The 19758-nt window shown below is 73.5% G+C and carries 14 protein-coding genes and 1 pseudogene; 10 read left to right on the top strand and 5 right to left on the bottom strand.

Annotation, left to right across the window (positions count from 1 at the left end; genetic code table 11):
- The 3 genes from AC3EQ1_RS05110 to AC3EQ1_RS05100 form a co-directional block, all read left to right on the top strand.
- On the top strand, positions 1-1428 hold a 1428-nt coding region (locus AC3EQ1_RS05110; RefSeq protein WP_432093029.1), incomplete at its 5' end, for a protein phosphatase 2C domain-containing protein.
- Between the two features lie 131 nt (positions 1429-1559).
- The gene (locus AC3EQ1_RS05105; protein ID WP_432093028.1) at positions 1560-3302 is read left to right on the top strand and encodes a pyruvate dehydrogenase; all 1743 of its coding nucleotides are present in this window, start codon (positions 1560-1562) and stop codon (positions 3300-3302) included.
- A 426-nt stretch (positions 3303-3728) separates the two neighbouring features.
- Positions 3729-4214: an ATP-binding protein gene (locus AC3EQ1_RS05100; RefSeq protein ID WP_432093027.1), complete on the top strand. Its 486-nt coding sequence runs from the start codon at positions 3729-3731 to the stop codon at positions 4212-4214.
- An 81-nt stretch (positions 4215-4295) separates the two neighbouring features.
- Here AC3EQ1_RS05100 and AC3EQ1_RS05095 read toward each other — a convergent pair.
- Positions 4296-5502: pseudogene (locus AC3EQ1_RS05095) on the bottom strand (DUF2637 domain-containing protein).
- A gap of 310 nt (positions 5503-5812) precedes the next feature.
- Here AC3EQ1_RS05095 and AC3EQ1_RS05090 point away from each other — a divergent pair.
- Complete coding sequence (locus tag AC3EQ1_RS05090) at positions 5813-6922, top strand: LmeA family phospholipid-binding protein (RefSeq protein WP_488187142.1); 1110 nt, start codon at positions 5813-5815, stop codon at positions 6920-6922.
- A 385-nt stretch (positions 6923-7307) separates the two neighbouring features.
- Complete coding sequence (locus AC3EQ1_RS05085) at positions 7308-7889, top strand: DJ-1/PfpI family protein (RefSeq protein ID WP_432093025.1); 582 nt, start codon at positions 7308-7310, stop codon at positions 7887-7889.
- A 36-nt stretch (positions 7890-7925) separates the two neighbouring features.
- Here AC3EQ1_RS05085 and AC3EQ1_RS05080 read toward each other — a convergent pair whose 3' ends face one another.
- Positions 7926-8759, bottom strand: a complete 834-nt coding sequence (locus AC3EQ1_RS05080; RefSeq protein ID WP_432093024.1) for a (2Fe-2S)-binding protein — start codon at positions 8757-8759, stop codon at positions 7926-7928.
- Between the two features lie 117 nt (positions 8760-8876).
- Between AC3EQ1_RS05080 and AC3EQ1_RS05075 the strand changes: the two genes are divergently transcribed.
- Both AC3EQ1_RS05075 and AC3EQ1_RS05070 read left to right on the top strand, forming a co-directional pair.
- Positions 8877-9701, top strand: coding sequence for a GntR family transcriptional regulator (locus AC3EQ1_RS05075; protein WP_432093023.1), 825 nt, complete (start codon positions 8877-8879; stop codon positions 9699-9701).
- Between the two features lie 270 nt (positions 9702-9971).
- The gene (locus tag AC3EQ1_RS05070; protein ID WP_432093022.1) at positions 9972-11546 is read left to right on the top strand and encodes an APC family permease; all 1575 of its coding nucleotides are present in this window, start codon (positions 9972-9974) and stop codon (positions 11544-11546) included.
- A gap of 178 nt (positions 11547-11724) precedes the next feature.
- Here AC3EQ1_RS05070 and AC3EQ1_RS05065 read toward each other — a convergent pair whose 3' ends face one another.
- From AC3EQ1_RS05065 to AC3EQ1_RS05055, 3 genes are all read right to left on the bottom strand, one after another.
- The gene (locus AC3EQ1_RS05065) at positions 11725-12210 is read right to left on the bottom strand and encodes an allene oxide cyclase barrel-like domain-containing protein (protein WP_432093021.1); all 486 of its coding nucleotides are present in this window, start codon (positions 12208-12210) and stop codon (positions 11725-11727) included.
- 362 nt (positions 12211-12572) lie between these two features.
- On the bottom strand, positions 12573-13355 hold the full coding sequence (locus tag AC3EQ1_RS05060; RefSeq protein ID WP_432093020.1) for a hypothetical protein: 783 nt from the start codon (positions 13353-13355) through the stop codon (positions 12573-12575).
- Positions 13356-13802: 447 nt separating this feature from the next.
- Entirely contained in the window at positions 13803-15500 is a 1698-nt protein-coding gene (locus AC3EQ1_RS05055) for a PucR family transcriptional regulator (RefSeq protein ID WP_432093043.1), read from the bottom strand.
- A 276-nt stretch (positions 15501-15776) separates the two neighbouring features.
- Here AC3EQ1_RS05055 and AC3EQ1_RS05050 point away from each other — a divergent pair, with 276 nt between their 5' ends.
- Genes AC3EQ1_RS05050 through pucD form a run of 3 tightly spaced genes read left to right on the top strand, consistent with a single transcriptional unit; the run spans position 15777 to position 19685 of the window.
- The gene (locus AC3EQ1_RS05050; RefSeq protein WP_432093019.1) at positions 15777-16676 is read left to right on the top strand and encodes an FAD binding domain-containing protein; all 900 of its coding nucleotides are present in this window, start codon (positions 15777-15779) and stop codon (positions 16674-16676) included.
- Entirely contained in the window at positions 16667-17269 is a 603-nt protein-coding gene (locus AC3EQ1_RS05045) for a (2Fe-2S)-binding protein (protein ID WP_432093018.1), read from the top strand. Before AC3EQ1_RS05050 ends, AC3EQ1_RS05045 begins: the two co-directional genes overlap by 10 nt.
- A 1-nt stretch (position 17270) precedes the next feature.
- Positions 17271-19685 (top strand): xanthine dehydrogenase subunit D, encoded by a 2415-nt coding sequence (pucD, locus tag AC3EQ1_RS05040; protein WP_432093017.1) that lies wholly within the window; start codon positions 17271-17273, stop codon positions 19683-19685.
- The last annotated feature ends 73 nt before the right edge of the window (positions 19686-19758 follow it).

Genomic DNA, 19758 nt, shown 5'->3' with positions numbered 1-19758 from the left:
ACCCCCCACCCCGCAGGCCCCGGCACCCGGCACCACGGCCCCCCGCGGGCCCCCGATCCGGGCCGCCCTGCCACCCCGGACGGCAACCGCGCATCGGCCGGGAACCACGCCCCGGAACCGGCCTCCGCCCCGCCCCCGGACGGGACGGACCACCGAGAGGCGGCGCAGCCCGGCGCCCCGCAGGAAACCCCGGGACAGGACGCCGACTTGGCACAACGTGTCGCCGAGGAGGGCGAGTGGTGGCAGGGCACCCCCTACCTGCCCGCTGCGGCACCCTCCGGCCCGGCACCGGAGGAGTGGCCCGAACCGACCTGGCCGCTACCCGCCGACGAAACGGTTCCGACCCCGACCCCGACCACCGACCTCTCCCCACCCCCGGGCGAACCGGCCGCCCTCCCCATCGCCGACCCCGGCGGATTCGACGGCATCGTGCCGGACACCGTCCTCGACGGCGCCCGGTACGGCCCCCTCGCGCTCCGCGCGGCGTCCGCCCGGGGCGACGCCGCACGCCACCGCGGCGAACCGCGCCGGGACGCCCTCCTCACCGCCCGGTTCGGCAGCGGAGAACGCTCGTTGCTGCTGGTCGCCATGGCCACCGGGGCGCGCACGGCCGAGGACGGTCACCGGCCCGCCGCCGATGCCTGCCACTGGATCGGCGCCGCCGTCGGCCACCACCACGACCGGCTCGCCGAGGACATCCGCACCGGCCGGCGCCACGCCCTCCGCGCCGGGCTGCAACGGCTCACCGACCGCTCGTACCGAAGGCTCCGTGCCCGCGCGGCCGAACTCGGGCTCGCCCCGGCCGACTACAGCTCCACCCTCCGCTGTCTGCTGCTCCCCGCCGACCCGGCCTGCCGCACCCGGGTGTTCTTCGGCGTGGGGGAAGGGGGCTTGTTCCGGCTGCGCTCGGGAGCATGGCAGGACATCGAGAGGGACGCCCCACCGGAAATCGCCGACCACGACGTCCTACCGAACGACCGCCCCGACCGCGACGACGCGCCGACCGACCGCACCGACCGCACCGACCGCACCGACCGCCCCGACCGCGACAACGCGCCGACGGACCGCGCCCGCCCCGACCGCCACGCCCCGCCGAAGGACAACCCCGCCGACCGCCCCACCCCCGATGCCGTCCCCGACACCGAGAAAGGCCCTGAAGCCGAGAAGGGCCCCGAAGCCCAGCACACTCCCCGCACCCCCGCCCCCTTCCGCTTCCGCACCCCCGTCGCCCATCCGGGTGACACCCTCCTGCTCTGCAGCCCCGGACTCGCCGAACCGCTGCGCACCGCGCCCGCGCTAGCCGGCCTCCTCGCCGCCCGCTGGGCTCCCGCAGCCCCGCCCGGTCTCGCCGCCTTCCTCGCGGACCTGGAGTCGGGCAGCCGGGGGTACTCCGGCGACCGCACGGCTGCCGCGGTCTGGGAGGCGTAACCGGACCAACCGCAAGAGGCGCAACCGGACCAGCCATGAGAGACGCAACCGCACCAACCGCAAGAGGCGCAACCGCACCAACCGTGCATGGATGGACAGAAGCCGAACCGAGCCGAAGGGTGTGCGCAGACATGGCGAAGCAGAATGTGGCGGAGCAGCTGGTCGACATCCTCGCCCGGGCAGGCGTCCGGCGCCTCTACGGCATCGTCGGCGACAGCCTCAACCCGGTCGTGGACGCCGTGCGCCGGCACTCGGGCATCGACTGGATCCAGGTCCGCCACGAGGAGACCGCGGCGTTCGCCGCCGGCGCCGAAGCACAGCTCACGGGCCGGCTCGCGGCCTGTGCCGGGTCCAGTGGCCCCGGCAATCTGCACCTCATCAACGGCCTGTACGACGCGCACCGTTCGATGGCCCCGGTCCTCGCCATCGCCTCGCACATCCCCAGCACCGAGATCGGCACCGGCTACTTCCAGGAGACCCACCCCGATCAGCTGTTCCGCAACTGCAGCCACTACTGCGAGCTGATCTCGAACATCCAGCAGATGCCGCGGGTGGCGCAGACGGCGGTTCAGCACGCGGTGGGCCGCAGCGGCGTCAGTGTGCTCGCGCTGCCCGGTGACATCGCCGGGCAGCAGGCGCCCGACCGGCCGATCGAGCACGCCCTGGTCACCTCCCGTCCGACGGTGCGCCCGGGGGACGCGGAGATCGAGGAGCTCGCCCGGATGGTGGACGAGGCGAAGACGGTGACGCTGTTCTGCGGCAGCGGCACGGCCGGTGCGCACGACGAGGTCATGCGGTTCGCGGAGCGGGTGAAGTCCCCGGTGGGCCACGCGCTGCGCGGCAAGGAGTACATCCAGTACGACAACCCGTACGACGTCGGCATGAGCGGGCTGCTCGGCTACGGCGCCGCCTACGAGGCCACCAACGAGTGCGATCTGCTGATCCTGCTGGGCACCGACTTCCCGTACAACGCCTTCCTCCCGACGGACAAGAAGATCGTGCAGGTCGACGTGCGGCCCGAGCACCTGGGACGGCGCTCCCAGCTGGATCTCGCGGTGTGGGGGGATGTGCGGGAGACCCTGCACTGCCTCATCCCCCGGGTGAAGGCGAAGACGGACCGCCGCTTCCTCGACAGGATGCTGAAGAAGCACGCCGATGCCCTCGAAGGGGTCGTCAAGGCCTACACCCGCAAGGTGGAGAAGCACATCCCGATCCACCCGGAGTACGTGGCGTCGGTGCTGGACGACGAGGCGGCGCCGGACGCGGTGTTCACCGTCGACACCGGGATGAACAACGTGTGGGCGGCGCGCTATCTGACCCCCAACGGCCGGCGCCGGGTGATCGGCTCCTTCACCCACGGCTCGATGGCGAACGCGCTGCCGCAGGCGATCGGAGCGCAGTTCCTCGACCGGAAGCGCCAGGTGATCGCCATGTCGGGGGACGGCGGCTTCGCCATGCTGATGGGCGACTTCCTCACCCTGGTGCAGTACGACCTGCCGGTGAAGGTGGTGGTCTTCAACAACTCCTCGCTCAGCATGGTCGAACTGGAGATGATGGTGGCCGGGCTGCCCTCGTACGGCACCGCCAACCGCAACCCGGACTTCGCCGAGCTGGCCACCGCCGCGGGCGCCTACGGCGTCCGGGTGGAGAAGCCCAAGCAGCTGCACGGCGCGCTGAAGGACGCCTTCAAGCACAAGGGGCCGGCGCTGGTCGACATCGTCACCGACCCCAACGCGCTGTCCATCCCGCCGAAGATCCGCGCGGATATGGTGACCGGCTTCGCCGTCTCGGCCAGCAAGATGGTGCTGGAGGGCGGCGTCGGCCGGATGGTGCAGATGGCCCGCTCGAACCTGCGCAACGTCCCCCGCCCCTGAGGTCTCGCCCGCTGCCTCCTCCACCGGCAGGGGTCCCCGGTGCGCCGTACGGGTGGAACAGGTGCCCGAGTGGAATGCGCCGGAGGGCCGCACGGAATGGCTCCCCGTGTCGACTGTCGCGCCGCTGGTGACCGCGGCGGCCGTCCTCCCCTGATGCCCGGCACCGTTCTCCCGGCGGTGCCGGGCATTGCCGCGCCCGCGCCGCCCCGTCCCACCGGTTCCCCGCGCCGGTGCTCACCGGTTCCCCGCTCCTCCCCGCCGGCTCCTCCACGCCGGCTCCTCCGCACCTGGCACCACGGCCCCCGGGCCGCCCCCACGGCCCCCGGCCGTCCCCCCCCACAGGCATGTGCCGTTGACGCGTGTCCCGGTCCTGTCCAGAGCCCGGACCGCGGCCCGGAGGAGTGGCCCGGTGCCGGTTGGGAATGCATGAGCGTGTGCCTGTTCGAGGTGGATCAGACCGATTCGGGTTACGGGGCGGAGTGGATGGCGCATCAGCGCGAGGAGTCCGTACTGAACAAGCGGCTGCGGGAGTCCGATCTGACCGCGGTCTCCGACGTGCGGCACGCACTGCGCGAACTGCTCGGGAGGTGGTCGTGGGGAGGTCCGGACCAGGCGGACGTGGCGGAGCTGCTCATCAGTGAGCTCGTCACCAACGCTCTGGTGCACACCGACAGCGGTGCGGAGGTGACGGCGGTTCTGGTGCAGGGCCGGGTGGCGCGGACCGCGAACCGGCTGCGGGTGGAGGTGCGGGACTTCGTCCCCCGGCGCCCCGCGGTGCGCAAGCCGGGCAGTGAGGCGACCGGCGGCCGGGGGCTGGTGCTGGTGGAGTCACTGGCGGACTCCTGGGGCGTCCAGCCGCAGGGCCCGGGCAAGGTGGTGTGGTTCGAACTCGAGGGCCGGGCCGCCGCCTGAGCGGACCCGCCCCGGGCGACCGTCACCGGGGCGCCTTGCGCGTCCGAGCGGTGAACCGGGTCCACCGGTCCACCGCTCGGTTCAGCCGAACTGCTGCTCGAGGTCCTTGAGCTTGCGTTCCAGGGAGTCGAGCCGGGGGATCGTCAGGGTGTCGTCCTCGGCGGTCAGATCGACCGTCCGTGGGGACCCGTCGGCGGTCGGGTCCACCGTCCGTGGGGACCCGTCGGCGGTCGGGTCCACCGTCCGTGGGGACCCGTCCGCGGTCGGGTTCACCGTCCGTGGAGACCCGTCGGCGGTCGCCTCCACGGTGTGCGGTGATCCGCCGGTGCCCGCCTCGGCCGTCCGCGGCGGCCGGTCCGGCGTCACCGCCGGTCATGGCCTGGAGGGACGGACGCGAGAGTGCGGGCGGCGGTCCGGGCGCCACTATGGCAGGTTCCGCGCCGACCTGGGCCGGTGCCGCGGCCGACGCCTGTTCCAGCCGGCGCCCGGCGCGGCTCCGGAGCACCCGGTGCTGCCGGTTGATCGCCTTGATCTGTGCCCGTTCCCGCTTCTCGTGATCGCGCCGCCGCCGGCGGTCCTCGTCCTTCTGCCGCCGGTCCTCGCGCACCTCCTCCACCGCTTCGTCCAGCGTCCGCACACCCTCCAGCAGCATCAGCGACCACGCGCCGAAGGTCTCGCGCGGTGCCCGCAGCCAGCGGACGATGCGGATCTGCGGCAACGGCCGCGGCACGAGGCCCTGTTCGCGCAGCGCCGCCCGGCGGGTCTGCTTCAGCGCGCGGTCGAAGAGCACCGCGGCCGACAGGGACATCCCGGCGAAGAAGTGCGGGGCGCCCGCGTGGTCGATGCCGCGCGGCGCGTGCACCCAGTTGAACCAGGCGGCCGCGCCCGCGAACGTCCAGACCAGCAGGCGCGATCCGAGTGCCGCGTCGCCGTGGCTCGCCTCGCGCACCGCGAGGACCGAGCAGAACATCGCGGCGCCGTCCAGGCCGAACGGGACGAGGTACTCCCAGCCTCCGGAGAGGTTGAGGTTCTGTTCCCCGAAGCCGACCAGCCCGTGGAAGGAGAGGGCGGCGGCGACCGCCGCACAGCAGAACAGCAGGACGTAGGAGGCGGTGCCGTAGACGGCCTCCTTGCGGCGGCGGCGCTCCTCGCTGCGCTCCCAGGTGTCGGCGCCCCCGTTCTCCCCGGTGCGCCGGCCGCGGCCCCGGACCACCACCGCCGCCGGCACGCCGACGAGCAGCACCAGCACCGGGAGCAGCCAGTTCAGCGATATGTCGGTCATTCTCATGCTGGGTTCCTTTTGCCTCGCGGTCCGCGTTTTGCGCGCCATCCTGACGGAACCCGGTGCCGTAACCGAGGCATTCGGAACAGGACGACGCCAAGGGGTGCGAAGAAGCCACGTCGATATCGAACTCCCCTTCCATGGAAAGAAGTTGAGTTCGAGCGACATCACCCTGGCGGGTGGCGTGAAGGATCGGGGCGCGAGGCCGAAGGGCGATTCGCCTCTGCGTACCATGCCGGAGGAGGGGCGCTCGGGCACGGTACCCACCCCGGTTTCGGCGCCCTCGCGCCCAGGCGTCTCGAAGACCGTGCACAACTTGGTTCGAACGCCTGGGCTGTGGTCGCATGTGGCGATGCTCTCCAACGAACCTTCCGCAGACTCCACGGCGTGGGTACCGGCGAGCCGCGCCGCCCAGGACGGCCCGGCCTCGGGGCACCAGGGCCCGGACGAGCCGTCGGCCCAGGGCGGAACCGCCGGCGCCGACGCCCCGCGGGCCGGTCGCAAGCCGCGTCGGATCGTGCGGAGGACCGTGAAGTCGGTCCTCGCGCTGGCCGTCGTTCTTGCGTTTCTGGCGCTCGGTGACCGCTGGGCCGTGCTCTACGCGGAGAACGTGGCGGCGCAGCAGGTGGAGAAGGCGCTGAAGCTGCACGCCGAGCCCGAGGTGCACATCGACAGCGTCCCGTTCGCCGGACAGGTACTCGCGGGCAAGATCGACCACGTCGAGGTCAACGTCCCCGATGTCGACGCCGGGCCGGCCTCCGTCGCTCAGGTGAAGGGGTCGGTGGACGACATCCGGATCGTCGGCAGCCTGCCGTCCTCGGTCAAGGGGGCGGTCCTGAGCCGGGTGCGCGGTGACGTCGTGCTGGACTTCAAGGACCTGAACCGCGAAGTCGGCGCGTCGCAGATCCACTTGAGGCCCGGCCCCGGGAAGAACACCGTGCTGGCCGGCGGCGACCTGCCGGTGGGCGGCAAGCAGGCCCAGGTCCGGGGGCGTGCGCAGTTGCAGCGCGTCGGGGACCGCGGCCTGCGCATGACCGTGCAGGACACGCGCGTGGTGGTGCCCGGCCTGCTCACGTACGTACCGGGCAAGGGCGGTGGCCTGCAGCTGACCGCACCCGTCGCCGACAAGCTGGACGAGGGCGAGCTGCAACAGGCGGCCGGGAAGCCCGTCCGCCCGGAGCAGATGATGAAGGGCCGCGTGCTGGACACGCTCGTGGACCATCCCTCGCTGCTCGAGCCCGCCGGCATCGATCCCTCGCTCGTCCAGGGCCTGCAGAAGCTCCGGGAGCCGAAGGTGGCGCAGCAGATGGAGTTCTCCGCTCAGCTGCCGGACGACCTGCCGGGCGACATGCGGCTGCGCGACATCTCCGTGACGAAGAGCGGCATTCGGGCGCATCTGACCGGCAAGGACGTACCGGTGGGCTGAGCGGCCGCACGGATGCAGACGCCGCGGTCGCGAGCGGGAAGACGCAAGGCGGCGCACCGACCGCGGGCACCCGGGCCGGGCCTGGCCGGAGCCCGGATGAAGACCACGTTGCCGGGGACGCCGAAGCGTCCCCGGCAACATGCGTGAGCGACAGCGGCAGAACGACCGGGAGAGCTGCGGCAGCAGTCGCCGGTGCGGATCGGGGGCTGGACGGGAACCATTCGACGGGCGCGGCGGACTCATAGGGCAAGCCGGCACTACTCCCTAAGGGAGATGAGGGCCGGACGTGACGAGCGTGAGCAACCGTCAGCCGCGACCGCCGGTCCCGGTTCGGCCGGGACCTTCGCGGTGCCCGCGGCACCGCACCAGCCAAGGAGAACAGCCGATGCCTTTTCGGGTTCAGATCCTCGTGTACGACGGGGTGGAGGAGCAGGACTTCATCGGGCCGCGTGACGTTCTCGGGCACGCCGAGCGGGCGGGCGGCCAGGTGCACACGACACTGGTGCGGCCATCGGCTCCCGGTGAGGTGACATGCTTCTTCGGCACCAACGTCAGGGTGCCGACCGCATGGGAGCCCACCGACACCGATCTCCTGATCGTGCCGGGCGGCGGTGACCAGTTGATCAACAGTCCGGATGTCCTGCGGAACCTCGTACGGGCACAGCAGGCCGGGGTCGTCGTCGCCGGTGTCTGTACGGGAGTCATGGTGCTGTCCGCGGCAGGCCTGACCCGAGGCCGTCCGTGCACGACGCACCACCTCGCCAAGGCCGAGCTGGCGGCCCGGGGAGGCGAGGTGATCGACGCGCGCGTCGTCGATGACGGGAACCTGGTGACCGCGGGCGGGGTCACCAGCGGAATCGATCTGGCGCTCTGGATGATCACCCGCGAGTGCGGGCCGTCCATCGCCGTCAGGGTGGAGGCCATCATGGAATACGAGCGGCGCGGCGTCGTCTGGCGAAGCTCTTGATCCACCGTGGCAGGGGAAGATCCTCGCCGGCGCCGCTCAGCCCGTGGTGAGCCGGGAGATCCGCTCCGCGTCGCAGGTGCGCGGGCAGGTGACGCAGGTGTCCTCGGGGCGCAGCGTGTAGAACATGCAGCAGCTCGCCCGGTCGCGGGTCGGCAGCGCCTCGCCGTTCGGGCCGGTCAGCTCGCGGAACGCGGAGCGGCCGACGTACGGCTTCGTGGAGCCGGGCAGCAGCAGCTCCAGCTCGCTCATGGCCCGCTGCTCCTCGCCGAGCAGGTGCCCGATGTACCAGAGGCCCTCGACGATCTCGTCGGTCGCCATGCCCCACAGCGCCCGCGGCCCGCGGCGCATCCGCGGCCGGAAGCCGTCCAGGACCGGGCCGAGGTGTTCGGCGACGGCCTCGCGCACCTCGGCGCGCAGGGCCTCCTCGTCCGGGACGACCCGGGCGTTCGGCAGTCCGGCGGCCGGGTCGTCCGGCAGGCAGGCGAAGTCCCGGACGCGCGCGGTCATCCGCCCCAGCGTGCGCTGGAACGACACCTGGCCCACCGGCACGCGGGGCACCCGGCGCAGCAGGAACCAGGGAACGGTGAACAGCAGGCAGGCGGGCCAGGCGTAGCGGTGCAGGCCGAAGCTGGCGATGACGTCCGGCCGGGCCTGCTGTCCGTAGTCCCGCAGGATCTGGGCGTTGTCCCAGGCGAGGAAGGCGTCGACGGCCGTGCCGCCCGCGGCGAGTTCGGTCGCCGCGACCCAGCCGCCGCCGGAGCGCGGGGGCTCCTCGGTCACGCGCAGCCCGGGGAACACCTCGGCGAGCCGGGTGTAGGCCCCGGCCACGGGGGAGGGGGCGACGGCCGGTGCTACGGGTGCGACGGACATGCGGGACCACCGAGTTCACGCGATCGTTGGCAGGTTAGCCTTACCTTACCCGATGTGATCGAGGTTTGAACTGGGGGCCTCTCGGCCTATCGTTCTCGGGACATTCAGGGAGGATCCATGGAGCAGGCCGGAGCCGAGGCCGAGGCGCCACGCCTGCGCGAGGACGCATCGGGGCGGGAAATCCCCCGTTCGGGGGGCCACCTTCCGGGGCGCGGTGAAGCCCCCGGCCCGGAGGCCGGGCGCGGGGCGCCGCAGGAGACCGCGCGCGGCCACCGGGAGCCCCCGGCGCCCGCCGGGCCGCCCCCGCGCCGGATGCCGCGGCGGCACTCCGTGCGCGGCCAGGTGCTGACCGCCCTGCGCACCGCGCTGGTGGGCGGCGAGCTCACCCCCGGCGAGGTGTACTCGGCCCCCGCGCTCGCCGAACGGTTCGGCGTCTCGGCGACCCCGGTCCGCGAGGCGATGCAGCAGCTCGCCGCCGAGGGCGCGGTGGAGGTCGTGCCCAACCGCGGCTTCCGGGTGGCCCGGCGCACCGCCCGGGACCTCGCCGAACTGGCCGAGGTGCGGGCGCTGCTGGAGGTGCCGGTGATGCTGGAGCTCGCCCGGACGGTGCCGCCCGAGGCCTGGGAGGAACTGCGCCCGCTCGCCGCCGGGACCGTCACGGCTGCGGCGCGCGGCGACCGCGTCGGCTACGCCGAGGCCGACCGGGAGTTCCACCACGCCCTGCTCACCCTGACCGGCAACCGCCAACTGGCCATGATCGGTGACGAGTTGCACCGCCGGGCGCAGGGTCCGGTCACCGACGGCGCGATCGTCCGCAGCGTCGATCTGCTGGCCGACGCGGCCGAGCACACCGCGCTGCTCGACGCCCTCGTCGCCGGGGACCTTCCGGTGGTCGAGCAGCTGGTCCGCGAGCACTTCGCCGGGGCGCGCCGCACGCGCTGAGGCCGGCGGCGGCCCCGGTGGGGCGGACGTGGCCCACCATGGCCGCCGAATCGGTGCATGTCCGGACAGATCGCACGGCCGCCCGGAGTGCCCCGCCCTGCCCCGTCGACCGTGAACCGACCGGCCCGGAGGCCGCCGATTCAACCGTCGATTCGTCCAACGGCCGCAGTTCCTCTTGTACGGATCTTCTGTTGCCCGATCATTTACGTTCCCGCAGGATCCCCGAAACCCCGCCGACAGGCGGGGCGCGACCGGATCCCAGGAGGAGCCATGGGCCGAATGGCCAGCCAGCTGTGTCGCCGCAAACCGCTGGACCGGATGATCGCCGAAGCCGACGGGGACTCCTCCGGTGCCTCCTTGCAACGGACCATGGGGCTCTGGCAGTTGACCCTGCTCGGCATCAGCTCGGTCGTCGGCACCGGGATCTTCTTCGTCCTCGGCACCACCGTGCCCAAAGCGGGCCCCGCCGTCATTCTCTCCTTCGTCCTCGCCGCCGCCGTCGCCGGGCTCGCCGCCCTCTGCTACGTGGAGCTGGCCGGAGCCGTCCCCGTCGCGGGCAGCACCTACTCCTACGCCTACGCCTCGCTCGGTGAAGGCGCCGCCTACCTCGTCGCCTGGTGCCTGATCCTCGAGTACGGCGTCGCCGTCTCGACCGTCGCGGTCAGCTGGGGCCAGTACCTCAACGAGCTCAGCGACACCCTCCTCGGCGTCACCCTGCCGGACGCCATCAGCCAGCCGCCCGGCGCCGGCGGCTACGTCAACATCCCCGCCCTCGTCGTGGTCCTGCTCTGCTCGCTGCTCCTCGCCCGCGGCACCCGCGAGTCCGCGGTGGTCAACGCGGTCATGGTGTGCGTGAAGCTCGGCGTGCTGGTGCTCTTCGTCGCCGTCGCGCTGGCCGCCTTCCGGGCCGAGCACTTCGCCGACTTCGCCCCGCACGGCATCGGCGGGATCGGCGTCGCCGCCTCCGGCGTCTTCTTCTCCTACGTCGGCTTCGACACGGTGGCCACCGCCAGCGAGGAGGTCCGCAACCCGCGGCGCACCATCCCGCTCGCCCTGCTGTTCACCCTGGCCGCCGTCACCCTGCTCTACATCCTGGTGGCGCTGGCCGCCGTCGGGGCCCAGCCGGCCGGGAAGTTCGGCGCGCAGGCCGACGCGGGCGAGGCGGTGCTCGCCGAGATCCTCCGCGACGTCACCGGCGCCGGATGGCCCGCGCTGCTGCTCTCCGCGGGCGCCGTCGTCTCCATCTTCAGCGTCGTGCTCGTCACGCTGTTCGGACAGACCCGCATCCTGTTCTCGATGGCCCGCGACGGCCTGGTGCCGGAGATATTCCGGCGGGTGGACCGCAAGCGGCACACCCCGGTCCACAACACCTGGATCGTCGGCGCCTGCGTCGGCGGCCTCGCCGCCCTCGTCCCCCTCCAGTACCTCGCCGACCTCACCAGCATGGGAACGCTGGTCGCCTTCGTGGCGGTCGCCGCGGCGGTGGTCGTGCTGCGCCGCATCGCGCCGGACGCGCCCCGCTCGTACCGGGTGCCGCTCTACCCGGTGGTCCCGGTGCTCGCCGCGGTGTCCTGCCTCTACCTCGCGTATCTGCTGCCCGGCATCACCTGGACGCTGTTCGGCTGCTGGCTGGCCCTGGCGGCCGTCCTCTACCTCGCCTTCGGCCGCCGCCATTCGGCACTGCGGGACAGTGCCGGTGACGACGGCGCCGGTGACGACGGCTCCGGAACAGGCGGCCCCGGAACGGACGGCGCCGGGCCGGGCGACCCCGGAACGGCCGGCGTCGCGGCGGCCGAGGGTGCGCCGGCCGGCGTCGCGGCCGACTCCGCGGTGGCGCCGAAGTGACCCCCGCCCCGCCCGGACGGCGCGGCACGCGGGGCTGAGCGCCGCTGTTTTCACCCGATCGACACGCGAAGGGCTCCTGCCGCATTCGGCAGGAGCCCTTCACGCATTTCCGGACGCGGAAGGCCGCGAAGGCGGGGACGGCCCCGATTGATTTCCCGGATTCCGCGGACCGGGAGTGTCAGAGAATGAGGTGGACGGTGAGCTCGGCGTCCGTCTCGTTGAGGAGTTCGACGTGGATATAGCCGCGGGCCTTGCGGTAGAGCCGCGTCCCGCCGGTGATCGCCAGGTCGATGTTGCCGGGACCCGCGTTCGTGGCGGTGAGCCGTCCCTGCGCCGTGAGCTGGCCCCCGGGCAGCGCGAGGGAGTTCACGCACTGCTCGTCGAACTCGTCGTTCGGGGCGGTGCGGGTCAGGGTGCAGACTCCGCCCTGGTCGCCGACCTTGGTGCTTCCGCGGTAGAGATCCGAGCTGGAGACGAACTCGTCCCCCTGGCTCGGGCCGGGGTTGCCCACGTCGACGTAGGAGAGCTGAGTCTGCTTCGAAATCAACCGGAACACCAGCTCCCGGGTGTTCTGGGAGGCGGCGGCCGGCGCCGCCGATACGCCGGTGACGACGGCAGCCAGAGCGGTGGCGGCGCTCAGGCCGAGAAACTTGGAATTCCGCATGGGGATTCTCCGAATCAGCGGTCAGGTGATTCCACGTCGCTCGGAAAGCCTTTGCCGAGCCAGCCCAGCATGCTGGTGCCCATGCGACTCAGTGACCGCCGTCCGGGTGAAGGTGTTGCATCATCAGCCTTGTGGGTGAGCGAATTGGTTGACGCCGAGACGTTCCATTGGATATCGGGCCGCTGTTCGTCGGTTGTGCGGCTGATTCCGACCGCGCCGCGCGGTCGGCCGCCTCCGGTCGGGGTGCCGGTCCCGGCCGCCGCGGCGGGGTGACGAGCGCGGCGGGGGCCCCTCGCGAGGCCGCCCGCCATCCGGCCGGTCGGGAGCGGCGCGGATCCACCGCGCGCGACAGCCCGCGTTCGTCAGGCCGCCGGAGCCCGGTCCAGCTGCGCGGCCAGCCAGGTGGGCACCCCGCCCAGCAGCCGGAACAGCCGGCCGGCCTCGGCCCGCAGCCGGGCCGCCTCCGGCTCCGGCTCGGCGTCCGCCAGCGCCGCCAGCGCGGGCGCGGTGCCGACCAGATAGCCCAGCTCCACCCGGAGCCGGAGCGACTCGGCGAAGCCGTGCCGGGCCTCGGCCCGGTCCCCGTCGCGCAGCGCCAGCCCGGCCAGATGCCGCCAGGTGAACGAGCACAGCAGCTGGTCACCGCGGGCGGCGGCGCCCGCGTGGGCCCGGCGGTACGCGGCGCGGGCCGCCTGCGGGCTGTCGGCCAGGTGCTCCGCGACCAGGCCGCGGCGGAAGTCCAGCAGCGCCCGGCCGGGTGCCGCGGGGGCCAGCAGCGCCGCCGCGCGCCCGAGCGCGGCGCGGGCCTCGTCCGACCGGTCGCGGGCCCCGAGGACGGTCGCCGCGTACGCCAGATTCCCCCGCTCGCAGGCCGCCGCGCCCCGCTCGTCGTCGCTGTTCGCCACGGCCTCCGCGGCCCGGAGCGCGTCCTCCGCGTCCGCCCAGCCCGCCGCGGTGAACATGCACCGCTCGACGAGCAGCGCGGCCCGCCGCAGGGCGGTGTCCGGATCGTCGGCGGCGTAGGGGGCGAGCAGCGCGGCCGCGTCGTCCCAGCACCCGCGGGACCGCAGCCGCCACACGGCGACCCGGCGGGGATCGTGCGGATCGTCCGCCTCGACTGACTCTGGCTTCCCCGAATGTGACATGGCGGTATCCGCCACATTCCCTCCCTCTGCGCGCCGTCGAGCCGGAAGTCGTGGCCGCATCTCAGCACGGAACCGCCGCCGCGCCAAGGGGGTGGGTGAACAGATTCACAAACGGGTTAACGGAAGCACGAATTCAGCTCATTGCGGGGGCGCACGACAGCGCGCGGGTGCGCGCCCGGGCCCTCCGCGCCGCGGGGCAGGCCCCTCCGCGACGCGACGGAAAGCCCCTCCCGCTCCGCGGCGCGACGGCCCTCCCGCAGTACGGCCCTTCCGTGCCGCGGCGCGACGGCCCTCCCGCAGTACGGCCCTTCCGTGCCGCGGCGCGACGGCCCTCCCGCGACCGCGGCGTGCCGGCCCTCCCGCGGGTACGGCCGAGGGGCCGACCCGCGCCGCCAGGCGTCGGCTCCGCCGCGGCGCCGGCCGTCAGTCCCTCCGCGGCGCCGGCCGTCAGCTCATCCGCAGGGCCAGGAAGAAGTCCAGCTTGTCCTCCAGCCGGGACAGATCACGCCCGGTCAGCTGCTCGATCCTGCCCACCCGGTACCGCAGCGTGTTCACATGCAGATGGAGCCGGCCGGCGCACCGGGTCCAGGAGCCGTCGCAGTCGAGGAACGCCTCCAGCGTGGGGATGAGCTCGGCGCGGTGCCGCCGGTCGTAGTCCCGCAGCGGGTCCAGCAGCCGCGCGGTGAAGGCCCGGCGGACGTCGTCCGGCACGAACGGCAGCAGCAGCACGTGCGAGGCCAGCTCCTGGTGGCCCGCCGCGCAGACCCGGCCGGTCCGGGCCGCCGCGACCCGGCGGGCGTGCCGCGCCTCCTCCAGCGCGCCGCGCAGCCCCTCCGCGGAGTGCACGGCCGCGCTGACGCCCATGGTGAGCCGCCCGTCGCCGTCCAGACCGCGGGAGAGCGGCTCGCCGACCGCGGCCAGCAGCCGGTCGGCCCGCAGGCCCGTCACCGTCTCCGCGCCCTCCGCGACCGGCAGCGGCAGCAGCGCGATCGCCTCGTCCCCCGTGTCGGCCACCGCGATCCGGTCCGACACATCCGTGCCGTCCTCCTCCGGGTCGACCAGGATCTCCTCCAGCAGGGCCTGGGTGACCGGGCCGCCCGCGATGTCACCGCCGTCCCACTCCACCCGGGCCACGACGACCTGCCAGTGCGGCGCCCCGCCCAGTCCCGGCAGCAGCACCGGCGCCGCGAGCCGCAGCCGGGCCGCGACTTCGGCGGGCGGCGCGCCCGCCTGCACCAGCTCCAGGACCTCCTGGGCCAGCCGGCGGCGGACGGTGCGGGCGGCGTCCCGGCGGTCCCGCTCCACCGCGATCAGCTGGGTCACGCCGTGCAGCAGGTCCAGCCGTTCGGCCGACCAGTCCCAGGCGTCCGCCTCCACCACCAGCAGCCAGTCGGAGAGCACGGTCTCCCGCACGTCCCGGGCGCCCGCGCCGGGACGGCCCGCTCCCGCCGCGGGCCGGTCCCCCCAGCTGCGGACCGGGAACAGCGAGTACGTCGTGCCGTCGGCCAGGGCGCGGTGCGGTCCGCGCCGGCCGCCGCGGGTCGCCGCCAGATGCTCGCCCGCCAGCATGGTGCGCACGGCCGCCGGCAGTGCGGGGCCGGAGTCGGCGAGGCCGGAGCCGGCGATCTGCCGGCCGGTGGGGGAGAGCACCCAGGCCCGCAGATCGAGGTCGCTGCCGAGCAGGTCCAGGACCACCTCGGGACCGCCGCCCGAGGGGCCGGCCGTCATCATCCGGCGGTGCCGCTCCACCACGGCCGCCAGGTCGCCCGCCCGCTCGCCGGACACCTGCCGCACCACATGCTCGGTGATGCTGGCGAACGACACGGCCTCGTTCACCGCGAACAGCGGCAGCCGGTGCCGGGCACAGGCCGCCACCAGGTCCTCGGGCACCGAACCGAGCTCGGCCTCGCCCGCGGCCAGCCCCGCGACCCCGGACTGGACGAGGATCCGGACGAACCGCTCCGAATCCTCCGGCCGGCGCCGCCAGGCCAGGCCGGACAGCACCAGCTCGCCGCCGGACAGATAGCGGCTCGGGTCGCGCAGGTCGGTGGTCATCACGCCGCGGACCGGCCGGTCCAGCTCCTCCTCGCCGCCGAGGAGCCGCAGGCCGAGGGTGCCGGTCTCCAGCAGTGCGCGCAGCCGCATCGTCGCCGCCGATCTCTTGTGTGCCACAGGGGTCGTTCCCCGTGGCAGGCACCAGGGGAGATTACGTCGAGGTTTCCGGACCCCGCCTTTCGTTCGAATCTACAAGACGGGGTCCCTGGCCAGCCAACTGCTTCATGTTTTCGGTGACTGCACCCATGAGGGCGTACCTCGGTGTACTGACTGACGAGGCGTGTGAACAGGACATGAAACGAGCCGGCGGCGAGCCCGCGGTCTCCCGCCGGGCCGAACGACCGATCCCGAAGAAGAGAGCCACTCATGGACTTCCTTCGTCCCGCCGGCTGGGAGGAGGCGCTCGCCGCCAAGGCCGAGCACCCTGCCGCCGTGCCCATCGCGGGTGGCACCGACGTGATGGTCGAGATCAACTTCGACCACCGCCGTCCGGAGCACCTGCTCGACCTCGGCCGCATCCCGGAACTGCGGGAGTGGGAGGTCGGCGAGGAGACCGTCCGGCTCGGCGCGTCCGTCCCGTACACGCAGATCATGGAACACCTGCGGGCCGAACTGCCCGGCCTCGCGCTCGCCTCGCACACCGTCGGCTCACCGCAGATCCGCAACCGCGGCAGCGTCGGCGGCAACCTGGGCGCGGCCTCCCCGGCCGGTGACGCCCACCCCGCACTGCTGGCCGCCGGCGCCGAGGTCGAGGCCGTGTCGGTGCGCGGCACCCGCATGATCCCGGTCGAGGAGTTCTTCACCGGGGTGAAGCGCAACGCGCTCGAACCGGACGAGCTGATCCGCGCCGTGCACATCAAGAAGGCCGACGGCCCCCAGCAGTTCTCCAAGGTCGGCACCCGCAACGCGATGGTCATCGCGGTCTGCGCGTTCTCCCTCGCGCTGCACCCCGAGACCCGCACCGTGCGGACCGGCATCGGCTCCGCCGCCCCCACCCCGGTGCGCGCCCGCGCCGCCGAGGACTTCCTCAACGCCGCACTCGACGAGGGCGGCTTCTGGGACAGCGGCAAGACCATCACCCCGTCCGTCGCCCGGCAGTTCGCCGAACTCTGCTCGGGCGCCTGCAACCCCATCGACGACGTGCGCGGCAGCGCCCGCTACCGGCGTCACGCGGTCGGCGTCATGGCCCGCCGCACCCTCGGCTGGACCTGGGACGCCCACCGCGGCGCCGCCCGCGGAACCGAAGGAGGCGCCCAGTGCGCGTGAACCTCACCGTCAACGGCCGCCCCCACGAGGCCGACGACGTCTGGGAGGGCGAGTCCCTCCTCTACGTCCTGCGGGAGCGCCTCGGCCTCCCCGGCTCCAAGAACGCCTGCGAACAGGGCGAATGCGGCTCCTGCACGGTGCGCCTGGACGGCGTGCCGGTCTGCGCCTGCCTGGTGGCCGCCGGACAGGCCGAGGGCCGCGAGGTCGTCACCGTCGAAGGCCTCGCCGACTTCGCCGGCCGGCGCGCGGCCGGCGGCTGCGCCACCGGGGCCTGCGGCACCGGCCTCGACGAGGCCCGCCGCTGGCAGGCCCGCCCCACCGGAACGGACGGCCGCACCGGCGAACACGCCGCCCTCGCCCCGATCCAGCAGGCCTTCATCGACGCCGGAGCCGTCCAGTGCGGCTTCTGCACCCCCGGCCTGCTCGTCGCCGCCGACGAACTCCTGGAGCGCAACACCGAACCGTCCGACGCGGACATCCGCGAGGCGCTCTCCGGCAACCTGTGCCGCTGCACCGGCTACGAGAAGATCCTCGACGCGGTACGCCTCGCCGCCGCCCGCGGCGCGACCGCCACCGCCGGGGAGGGGGCCTGAGATGACCCGCCCGAACACCACCCGCACCTCGGTGCCCTCCGGATCCCCCACCCGCATCACCCAGGGGGCCACCCGCGGCGGCATCAGCGAGTCCACCCTGCGGCCCGACGGCACCCTCAAGGTCAACGGCGAGTTCGCCTACGCCTCCGACCTGTGGCACGAGGACATGCTGTGGGGCTTCACCCTGCGCAGCCCGCACGCCCACGCCGAGATCCGCTCCATCGACGTCTCCGAGGCACTGGCACAGGCCGGGGTGCACGCCGTCCTCACCTACGACGACCTGCCCACCGAGGTGAAGCACTACGGCCTGGAGATCCAGGACACCCCGGTGCTCGCCCACGGCAGGGTCCGCCACCACGGCGAACCGGTGGCGATCGTCGCCGCCGACCACCCCGAGACCGCCCGCCGCGCCGCCGCGAAGATCAAGGTCGACTATGCCGAACTGCCCGTCGTCACCGACGAGGCGTCCGCCACCGCCGACGACGCGCCGCTGCTCCACCCCGGCCGGGACGACCACCACGCTCCGCACGCCCCGCACCCCAACATCGTCCACCGGCAGCCCATCCTCCGCGGCGACGTCGAGGCCGCCCGCGCCCGCGCCGACGTGATCGTCACCGGCGACTACGAGGTCGGCATGCAGGACCAGGCCTTCCTCGGCCCCGAGTCCGGCCTCGCGGTGCCCGCCGAGGACGGCGGCGTCGACCTCTACATCGCCACCCAGTGGCTGCACGCCGACCTCCGCCAGATCGCCCCCGTCCTCGGCCTCCCCGAGGACAAGGTGCGGATGACCCTCTCCGGCGTCGGCGGCGCCTTCGGCGGGCGCGAGGACCTGTCCATGCAGATCCACGCCTGCCTGCTGGCGCTGCGCACCGGCAAGCCCGTAAAGATCGTCTACAACCGGTTCGAGTCGTTCTTCGGCCACGTCCACCGGCACCCGGCGAAGCTCCACTACGAGCACGGCGCCACCCGGGACGGCCGGATCACCCATATGGCCTGCCGCATCGTGCTGGACGGCGGCGCCTACGCCTCGTCCTCCCCGGCCGTCGTCGGCAACGCCGCCTCCCTCTCGGCCGGCCCGTACGTCATCGACAACGTCGACATCGAGGCCGTCGCCCTCTACACCAACAACCCGCCCTGCGGCGCGATGCGCGGCTTCGGCGCCGTCCAGGCGTGCTTCGCCTACGAGGCCCAGATGGACCGCCTCGCCGCCGAACTCGGCCTGGACCCGGTCGAGTTCCGCCGGATCAACGCCATGTCCCAGGGCACGGTCATGCCGACCGGCCAGCCCGTCGACTCCCCGGCCCCGGTCGCCGAACTCCTGCGCCGCCTCAAGGCGATGCCGCTCCCGCCCGAGCGGCAGTGGGAGACCGCGGGCTCCGACGGCTCGGCCACCGACGTCCGCGCCCTGCCCGGCGGCCTGTCCAACACCACCCACGGCGAAGGCGTCGTGCGCGGCGTCGGCTACGCCGTCGGCATCAAGAACGTCGGCTTCTCCGAGGGCTTCGACGACTACTCCACCGCCCGCGTCCGGCTGGAGGTCGTCGGCGGCGAGCCGGTCGCCCTGGTGCACACCGCGATGGCCGAGGTCGGCCAGGGCGGCGTCACCGTGCACGCCCAGATCGCCCGCACCGAACTCGGCGTCACCCAGGTCACCATCCACCCCGCCGACACCCGGGTCGGCTCGGCCGGCTCCACCTCCGCCTCCCGGCAGACCTACGTCACCGGCGGCGCGGTGAAGCACACCTGCGAGGCCGTCCGGGAGAAGGTCCTGGAGCTCGGCCGCCGGAAGTTCGGCACCCACCACCCCGCCTGGGCCACCGCCGAACTGCTGCTGGAGGGCGGCAAGGTCGTCACCGACGGCGGCGAGGCCCTCGCCGACCTCACCGACGTCATCGAGGGCGAGTCCATCGACATCGAGCTGGAGTGGCGGCACCGCCCCACCGAGCCGTTCGACCTGCGCACCGGCCAGGGCAACGGGCACGTCCAGTACTCCTTCGCCGCCCACCGGGCCGTCGTCGAGGTCGACACCGAACTGGGCCTGGTCAAGGTCATCGAACTGGCCTGTGCCCAGGACGTCGGCAAGGCGCTCAACCCGCTCTCCGTCGAGGGGCAGATCCAGGGCGGTACGACGCAGGGCCTCGGCCTCGCGGTCATGGAGGAGATCGTGGTCTCCCCGGACGGCCGGGTGCGCAACCCGTCCTTCACCGACTACCTGATCCCGACCATCCTGGACACCCCGGTCATCCCCGTCGACGTCCTCGAACTGGCCGACGACCACGCGCCGTACGGGCTCCGCGGCGTCGGCGAGGCCCCGACGCTCTCCTCGACCCCGGCGGTGGTGGCGGCCATCCGGGAGGCCACCGGGCTCGGCCTCGCCCGCGTACCGGTACGGCCCGAACACCTCACCGGCACCTGACCCGCCCCTCCGGTACCCGGTCCCCTCCGGTACCTCACCCGCTCTCCGGGCGGTGCGGACGGACGCCCCCATG

The sequence above is a fragment of the Streptomyces sp. bgisy100 genome, assembly GCF_057709105.1.
This window is presented reverse-complemented; position numbering and strand designations above follow the sequence as displayed.